Source organism: Cereibacter johrii (assembly GCF_001720585.1).
Taxonomy (GTDB): domain Bacteria; phylum Pseudomonadota; class Alphaproteobacteria; order Rhodobacterales; family Rhodobacteraceae; genus Cereibacter_A; species Cereibacter_A johrii.
The window spans coordinates 1-7,624 of record NZ_MABH01000200.1 but is presented as its reverse complement, the minus strand read 5'-3'; the positions used below and the strand labels follow the sequence as shown (position 1 = coordinate 7,624).

The 7,624-nt window shown below is 69.2% G+C and carries 10 protein-coding genes; 6 read left to right on the top strand and 4 right to left on the bottom strand.

Annotated features, from left to right (window positions below; translation table 11 throughout):
* Positions 1-410: 410 nt before the first annotated feature.
* Together A9O63_RS17800 and A9O63_RS17795 are read left to right on the top strand one after the other, a co-directional pair.
* On the top strand, positions 411-587 hold the full coding sequence (locus A9O63_RS17800) for a CTP synthetase (RefSeq protein WP_069333117.1): 177 nt from the start codon (positions 411-413) through the stop codon (positions 585-587).
* A gap of 29 nt (positions 588-616) precedes the next feature.
* Positions 617-1,126: a cytochrome b gene (locus tag A9O63_RS17795; RefSeq protein WP_069333116.1), complete on the top strand. Its 510-nt coding sequence runs from the start codon at positions 617-619 to the stop codon at positions 1,124-1,126.
* A gap of 40 nt (positions 1,127-1,166) precedes the next feature.
* On the opposite strand, the gene A9O63_RS17790 is transcribed toward A9O63_RS17795, so the two are convergent.
* Positions 1,167-1,937, bottom strand: a complete 771-nt coding sequence (locus A9O63_RS17790; protein ID WP_069333115.1) for an alpha/beta fold hydrolase — start codon at positions 1,935-1,937, stop codon at positions 1,167-1,169.
* Between the two features lie 93 nt (positions 1,938-2,030).
* On the opposite strand from A9O63_RS17790, the gene A9O63_RS17785 reads away from it, so the two are divergent.
* On the top strand, positions 2,031-2,402 hold the full coding sequence (locus tag A9O63_RS17785) for a hypothetical protein (protein WP_069333118.1): 372 nt from the start codon (positions 2,031-2,033) through the stop codon (positions 2,400-2,402).
* A 69-nt stretch (positions 2,403-2,471) separates the two neighbouring features.
* On the opposite strand, the gene glyA is transcribed toward A9O63_RS17785, so the two are convergent.
* Complete coding sequence (gene glyA / locus A9O63_RS17780) at positions 2,472-3,767, bottom strand: serine hydroxymethyltransferase (protein WP_011841699.1); 1,296 nt, start codon at positions 3,765-3,767, stop codon at positions 2,472-2,474.
* 166 nt (positions 3,768-3,933) lie between these two features.
* On the opposite strand from glyA, the gene A9O63_RS17775 reads away from it, so the two are divergent.
* Complete coding sequence (locus A9O63_RS17775; RefSeq protein ID WP_069333114.1) at positions 3,934-4,698, top strand: NAD kinase; 765 nt, start codon at positions 3,934-3,936, stop codon at positions 4,696-4,698.
* Here the strand turns inward: A9O63_RS17775 and pth are convergent.
* Entirely contained in the window at positions 4,695-5,372 is a 678-nt protein-coding gene (pth, locus tag A9O63_RS17770) for an aminoacyl-tRNA hydrolase (RefSeq protein ID WP_069333113.1), read from the bottom strand. The two genes, A9O63_RS17775 and pth, sit on opposite strands and share 4 nt — an antisense overlap.
* A 132-nt stretch (positions 5,373-5,504) precedes the next feature.
* On the opposite strand from pth, the gene A9O63_RS17765 reads away from it, so the two are divergent.
* Positions 5,505-5,819 (top strand): antibiotic biosynthesis monooxygenase family protein, encoded by a 315-nt coding sequence (locus tag A9O63_RS17765; protein WP_069333112.1) that lies wholly within the window; start codon positions 5,505-5,507, stop codon positions 5,817-5,819.
* 454 nt (positions 5,820-6,273) lie between these two features.
* Here A9O63_RS17765 and A9O63_RS17760 read toward each other — a convergent pair whose 3' ends face one another.
* Positions 6,274-6,885, bottom strand: coding sequence for a 50S ribosomal protein L25/general stress protein Ctc (locus tag A9O63_RS17760; protein ID WP_069333111.1), 612 nt, complete (start codon positions 6,883-6,885; stop codon positions 6,274-6,276).
* 227 nt (positions 6,886-7,112) lie between these two features.
* Here A9O63_RS17760 and A9O63_RS17755 point away from each other — a divergent pair.
* Positions 7,113-7,624, top strand: a 512-nt coding sequence (locus A9O63_RS17755) for an MFS transporter (RefSeq protein WP_141703115.1), incomplete at its 3' end; no start/stop codon positions are given.

Below are 7,624 nucleotides of genomic sequence, written 5' to 3'. Positions count from 1 at the left end.
CGAAGCGCGCGGCGCGCGGTCCGCGGCGCGGAGATGCCGCCCGCGGCTGAGAAAAGATGCATGGAGCGCGGCCTGCTTCCTGGTGACGCAGGCCGCACTTCCGGCAGGCACTCGCATTCAGGATCGCGCATAATGAAGCTCCGGCATGCCGGAGTGGTAACGAGTATCCGGCGACTGCAGCGCCGGGGGTTCACAGTACGAGTATCAACGCATTGCGCGAAGGGGCCCGGCAGGCGCCGGTGACCGGATCACCCACCTGTCGGGCATCCTTCGCTGCGCGGACCTCCCCCTCCCCCCTTCGGATGACGCGCCCCTGCCCCGGCCGGGTTGATGCGGATCAAGGCGACAGGATTGTCCTCCGCGGCAGACTGTGGCCGCACACGCTGATCCACAGCCCGGAGACCTTGCCCATGACCCGCCTGATGATGGTTCTTTTCTCGTTCATTTCCGTCACCCTGATGGGGATCTGCATCGTGATCGCCCTCGTGACCGGCAACGACACTCTCATGCCGATCAGCCTCGCTGCGGCAATCGGCTTCGTGGCGGCTCTGCCCGCGAGCTTCATCATCGCCCGCAAGCTCGCCTGATTCCCGGCCAGCCACACAAGGAGATCGCGATGGCGAAGGACGCCCCCGCCGGCTATTCGAGACTGCAGATCCTGCTGCACTGGGCGGTGCCGGTGCTGATCGTCGTGCAGTTCCTGCTCGGCCCCGCGATGACGGCGGTCTACGAGGGGATGAAGACCGGCACGCCCGCGGGAAGCCCGGCGCTGGCCTGGGCCCATGTGGGTCTAGGGCTTCTGGTGCTGGTGCTCGCGCTCTGGCGGGTGGGGCTGCGCTTCGCCCGCGGCGTGCCCGCCCCCGCCTTCGAACCGAAGACGCCCGAGCAGGGCTTCCTCGCCTTCGTCACGAACGAGCTGACCTTCTTTCTCTATCTCGCGATCCTCGCCATGCCGGTGCTGGGCGCGATCGGCTGGTTCTACGGCAACGGCGTTGCGGCCTCGGCCCATGCCAGCATGAAATATCTGCTGATCCTCGTCGTGGCCGTGCATGTGGGCCTGACGCTCTTCCATCAGTTCGTGCTGCGCGACGGCTCGCTCGACCGGATGCGGAAGGTGAGCGACTGAAGGCCTGTGGCGGAGCCCCGGGCTCCGCCACCGCTGCGGGTCAGGCGTCGAGAAAGACGCGGACCGTATCCTCGAAGGCGCGGGGCTTCTCGGCATGGAGCCAGTGCCCCGCCCCCTTCAGCTCGGCGAAGCGCGCCGCCGGGAAGAGCCGCTGGATCGTCTCGCGATGCTCGGGCCGGACATAGTGCGACAGCTCGCCGGTCAGGAACAGGGTCGGCCCCTCGAAGCGGCCCTCGATCCCGGGCCAGCCCACGATATGGGGCATCTCGGCCGCGAGCCGGTCGAGGTTCAGCTTCCAGCGCGGCGGATCGGCCCTCAGATCGAGCGACTGGAGGAAGAAGGCCCGGAGGCCCGCATCGGGCAGAACCTCGGCCAGCTTGCGGTCGGCGTCGCCCCGTGTCGCGACCGTCGCCGGATCGAGGCTCCGCATCGCATCGACATTCTGCATCTGGTCGTGGCTGTAGGCCACCGGGGCCACGTCCGCCACCACCAGCCGCCGCACCCGTCCGGGCTCGGTCAGGGCGAGCGCCATGGCGGCCTTGCCGCCCATCGAATGGCCCAGCACATCCGCCTGCCCGCCCTGCGCCGCGATCACCTCGGCGAGATCGGCGGCCATGTCGGGATAGCGGTGGGTCTCGGTCCAGGGGCTCTCGCCGTGGTTGCGCATGTCGACCGCGATCACCTTGCGGGTCTCGGCCAGCCGGCGGCAGATCACGCCCCAGTTGCGCGCCGAGCCGAACAGGCCGTGCGCGATCAGGAGCGGCGGGGCGTCGGACGGGGGCTCCGCCTTGTAGAGCGTCATGTTCAGCATGGCGGCTTTCTAGCCCTTTGCCGCACGGGCTTCCAGAGCGGTTGATCGCCTGCGCGACCCTTCCTAATCTGTCCGCCTGACGAGGGGATGGGCATGAGTGCGATTGCGATCAGACAGATGGTGGACCGTGTGGCCGCGCTCATGGAAGAGCGGCTGCATGTGCGCGGACAGGATCTGCCCGCGAAACTGAGACGCGGCGCGGGCCGCCTGCCCCGCCGCGTGCGGGCCGCGGCGCGCGATCTGGCACAAGCGGGCGAGATGGCGCAGAATCCGCGGCTGCTGATGCAGGTGGATTTCGAGAAGGTCTCGGCCGACTACGATCTCTGCGTGCGCCATCTGGGCAGCATCGACACGAAGACGCGCGTCGCGGGCCAGCTCCTGGCCGCCCTGCGGGTGCTGATCGTCGGGGGGCTCGTCGCGGGCGGCGCGGCCTATGCCTTCGCGCGCTGGCGGGGCCTCGTCTGACCCGCGCGGAACGGGAAGGCCTGTGCCCCGAAGGAGCGGCGCGCGCCGCGAGGGCGCGCGCCTGTCGGATCAGAGCGTCGGATAGAGCGGGAAGCGGGCGCAGAGCGCCGCGACCTTGGCCTTGACGGCCTCTTCCACCGCCGCATTGCCCTCTTCGCCGTTGGCCGCGAGCCCGTCGACCACTTCGACGATCAGACGGCCGATCTCGCGGAACTCCGCCTCACCGAAGCCGCGGGTGGTGCCCGCCGGCGTGCCGAGCCGGACGCCCGAGGTCACAGTCGGCTTCTCGGGGTCGAACGGGATGCCGTTCTTGTTGCAGGTGATGTGGGCGCGGCCCAGCGCCTTCTCGGTCGCGTTGCCCTTCACGCCCTTGGGCCGCAGGTCCACCAGCATCAGGTGCGTGTCGGTGCCGCCCGTCACGATGTCGAGCCCGCCCTTCATCAGCTCGTCCGCCAGCGCCTGCGCGTTCTTCACCACCTGCGCGGCATAGGCCTTGAACTCGGGCCGCAGCGCCTCGCCGAAGGCCACCGCCTTGGCCGCGATCACATGCATCAGCGGACCGCCCTGAATGCCCGGGAAGATGGCCGAATTGACCTTCTTCGCGATCTCCTCGCTGTTCGTGAGGATCATGCCGCCGCGCGGGCCGCGCAGCGTCTTGTGCGTCGTCGTGGTGGCCACATCCGCATGCGGGAAGGGCGAGGGATGGGCCCCCCCCGCCACGAGGCCCGCGAAATGGGCCATGTCCACCATCAGCAGCGCGCCCACCTCATCCGCGATGGCGCGGAACCGGGCGAAGTCGATCTGGCGCGGGATGGCCGAGCCGCCCGCGATGATGAGCTTGGGCTTGTGCTCGCGCGCGAGGGCCGCGACCTGATCGTAATCGATCAGCTGGTCCTGCTGGCGCACGCCATATTGCACCGCGTTGAACCACTTGCCGGACTGGTTCGGCGCGGCGCCGTGGGTGAGGTGGCCGCCCGAGGCGAGCTCCATGCCCAGAATGGTGTCGCCCGGCTTGATGAGCGCCTGGAACACACCCTGGTTGGCCTGGCTGCCCGAGTTCGGCTGGACGTTCACATAGGCGCAGCCGAACAGCTGCTTCGCCCGCTCGATGGCCAGCGTCTCGGCCACGTCGACATAGTCGCAGCCGCCGTAATAGCGCTTGCCCGCATAGCCTTCGGCATATTTGTTCGTCATGACCGAGCCCTGCGCCTCCATCACGGCGCGGCTCACGATATTCTCCGAAGCGATCAGCTCGATCTCGTCGCGCTGGCGGCCGAGTTCGCCGGTGATCGAGGCGAAGAGCTCGGGATCGCGGGAAGAGAGGCTTTCGGTAAAGAAGCCGTCATCGCGGTGCGGGGCGTTCATGGGCGTCTCCTGTCGCAAGGGTTGCGCCCATTTAGAGCATCGTCGCCGCGACAGAAAGGCAGGAAAACGACGCATGTCCGGGATTGCGCGAAGCCCGGGCCCGGCGGGGCTTGAGTTTGCCGCACGGGGCGTCCAACACTGGCCGCCGCAGCAGCCGGAGAGGGACATGACGCCACAGCGCATCGGATTCGTGGCGAGCAATGCCCCCGTCGCCCAGGAGGCGCTGGACGTCATGGCCGCCCGGTACGGCCAGTGCCCCCTGCCCGAGGCCGACGCCATCGTGGCGCTCGGCGGCGACGGCTTCATGCTCCAGACGCTGCACGAGACCCAGAGCCTCGACATCCCCGTCTATGGCATGAACCGCGGCACCGTGGGCTTCCTCATGAACGGCTATGCGGAAGACGGGCTGCGCGAGCGGCTGGCCGAAGCCGAGGAAGAGATCCTGAACCCGCTGGCCATGACGGCCGTCACCGACACGGGCGAGGTCTTCCACCGGATCGCGATCAACGAGGTCTCGCTCCTGCGCGCGGGGCCGCAGGCGGCCTGGCTGAAGATCTCGGTCGATGGCAAGGTGCGGATGGAAGAGCTCGTCTGCGACGGGGCGCTGGTCTGCACGCCCGCGGGCTCCACCGCCTACAACTATTCCGCCCACGGCCCGATCCTCCCCATCGGCGCCGACGTGCTGGCGCTGACCGCCATCGCGCCCTTCCGGCCGCGGCGCTGGCGCGGGGCGCTCCTGCCCAAGACGGCGCTGGTGCGCTTCGACGTGATCGATGCGAAGAAGCGCCCCGTGATGGCGGATGCCGACGGCCGCTCGGTGCGCGACGTGGTGTCGGTCGAGATCCGCACCGAGCCCGCCGTGCGCCACCGGCTGCTGTTCGACCCCGGCCATGGGCTCGAGGAGCGGCTGATCCGCGAGCAGTTCGTCTAGCGGAACCGGTCGGCCAGCTTCTGAAGCGCGCTGCGCTCGTCCGGCGCGGCCTCGGGCGCTTGGGCCTCGGGCGCCTTCGCCGCGGGCTTCGGCTTCTCGGGCTTCGGCGGCTGCATCCGGAGGGCCACCGCATTCTGGAACTTCGCCCCGTCGCCCCGCGCCAGCGCCTCGGCCCCGTCGGCGATCCCGCGCAGGAGATCCGCCAGCCAGTCCTGATCCGCCTTGGCGAAGTCGCTCAGCACATAGGGCGCCACCGCATCCTTGTGTCCCGGATGGCCGATCCCCAGCCGCACCCGCCCGTAGGCCTCGCCGACATGGGCATGGATCGAGCGCAGCCCGTTGTGGCCCGCATGTCCGCCGCCCTGCTTCAGCCGCAGCTTGCCGGGCGCAAGGTCGAGCTCGTCGTGGAACACGATCACGTCGGCGGGGGTCAGCTTGTAGAAGCGCATGGCCTCGCCCACCGACTGGCCCGAGAGGTTCATGAAGGTCTCGGGCTTGAGGAGCAGCACCTGCTCGGGCCCGAGCCGCCCTTCGGAGGTCAGCCCCTGAAAGCGCGCGCGCCACGGGCCGAACCCATGGTCCGCGGCGATGGCCTCCACCGCCATGTAGCCGATGTTGTGCCGGTTGCCCGCATAGCGCGCACCGGGATTGCCGAGACCGACGAACAGCTTCATGCGCAGGCTCCTTCCGGGATCCGGTTTACTTACGGTCGCATCGGCCGTCCGGCAACCCGTCGCGCCGCGAGAGCGCCCTTGACCCAGCGGACGTTCGCGGCTGAGACTCTCCGCAACGAGAGGAGTTGCGGAATGTATCTCACGATGAACCGTTTTCGGGTGAAGACCGGGCAGGAAGCCGCCTTCGAGGCGGTCTGGAAGAACCGCGACAGCCAGCTGCCCCAGGTCCCGGGCTTCGTGGCCTTCCACTTGATGCGCGGCCCCGACCGCGAGGGCTACCGGCTCTATGCCTCTCACACGGCCTGGGAGTCCGAGGAGGCCTTCATCGCCTGGACCAAGTCCGAGGCCTTCCGCACCGCCCACCGCGGCGCCGGCGGCAACGCGGATCTCTACGCCGGCCCGCCCGAGCTCGAGGTCTTCTCCTCGATCCAGTCGATCTCCGCCTGATCCTCTAGCGCCCGCGGCAGCACGGATCTCCCTGCCAGATCGCCCGAGGTCGGGGTCTTCCCTCGATCCGGTCGATCTCTGCCTGATCCCGGCACCGGCAGAACCAGGGATCTCCATGCCGGCCCGCCCGACCTCGAGGTCTTGTCTCGATCCAGCGGTTCATCCCCGGCGTCCGCGGCGGCGCGGATCTCCAGGCCGGCCCCGGCCGTGGTGAAGGTCTTTTTCTCGATCCAGTTTGTTCCGCCCGATCCCGGCGCCCGCGGAACGGATCGGTTTGGAAATGTCCGGTCGCTCGGGGCAAGGACGGCCGCTCTCCGACCGAGGCCCCTTGGGGCTTGCGCCTCCGCGCATCTTGTCGGGGGGAACGGCCGGGGATCGTCGAACCGCCCGCGCGCCAAAGAAAAAGGGCACGGAACCTGCGTTCCGTGCCCCCGTTCCGTCCGATGAAGCCGTCTCAGGCCTCTTCGGCCTCATCTTCATTGTCCGACGACCGCAGGCCCGACGGAGCCGAGATGTTCGCGATCACGAAGTTCCGGTTGATGGTCGGAACCGCGCCTTCCGGCAGCTTGATGTCGTTGATGTGGATGACATCGCCGATCTGACGGTCGGTCAGATCCACCGTCAGGTGATCCGGGATGTCGCCCGCGGTCACTTCCAGCTCCACCTCGGGACGCACCACGGTCAGGGTGCCGCCACGCTTCAGGCCGGGGGCCTTGTCGTGGTTCTCGAAGGTGACGTGGATGAACAGGTTGACGCGGCTCGTGCGGCGCAGGCGCATGAAGTCGACATGCGTCGGCAGGGCCTTCACGACGTCGCGCTGGACGCCGCGGCAGATGACGCGCACGTCTTCCTGGCCTTCGACCTTGAGGTTGAACAGCGTCTGCAGGAAGCGGCCCTTCTTCAGCCGGTTCAGCAGGTCGTTGTACGGAACGTTGATCGACAGCGGCTCCTGGCCACCGCCATAGACGATACCGGGTACGTAGCCCTCACGACGAGCTTGACGAGCGGCCCCCTTGCCTGTCCCCGTCCGTACCTCGGCCTGAAAATCCGGGATTTCACCAGCCATTGAGGTTCTCCATATGTGAAACGCCCCATCCTCCAAGGGTGCATGGGGTCGCGAGGCGCCGCCATAGACGATCCCGCCCCGAAAGGAAAGGCCTCGGATGCGGAATGGCCGGTGCCGGGGCGAGAAAAGCCCGCCGCAGGGGCCCGGCGCGGGCGGGGAACCCGGGCGACACCAATCCTTCTCGCAGGGGGCTCGGCGCGCGCCGTGAAACCGGCTAGGAGGATCCCATGCAGACGCTTCGCCCGACCCGAGTCGGCGGTCCCTTGCGGGTCGCCCGTCCCGCCCTCGCCGCCTTCGGCGCCATGGGCATCTGCTGGGGCGCCTTCGCCGCGGCGCTGCCCGACACCAAGGCGCTGCTCGGGGTGGACGAGGCGCGGCTCGGGCTGCTGATGCTCTTCGCCCCCGTGGCCGCCATGGCCGCGATGCTGGCCGCCGCCCGGCTGGGCAGTGCGCTCGGGCGCCGGGCGCTGCCGCTCATGGTGCTGGCCATGGGGGCTGCCTTCGCGCTGCCGGGCCAGTCGCCCGCGCTCTGGGCCTTCGCCGCGGCGATGATCCTCTGCGGCGCGGCCACCGGGGCGCTCGACGTGCTGATGAATGCCCGCGTGACCGCGCTCGAGGCCGAGCGCGGGCTGCCGCTGATGAATCTCTGCCACGCGGTCTATTCGCTGGCCTATGCGGCTGCGGCCATTGGCACCGGCCTCGCCCGCGGCGCGGGTCTGGGCCCCGGCGCGGTCCTGGG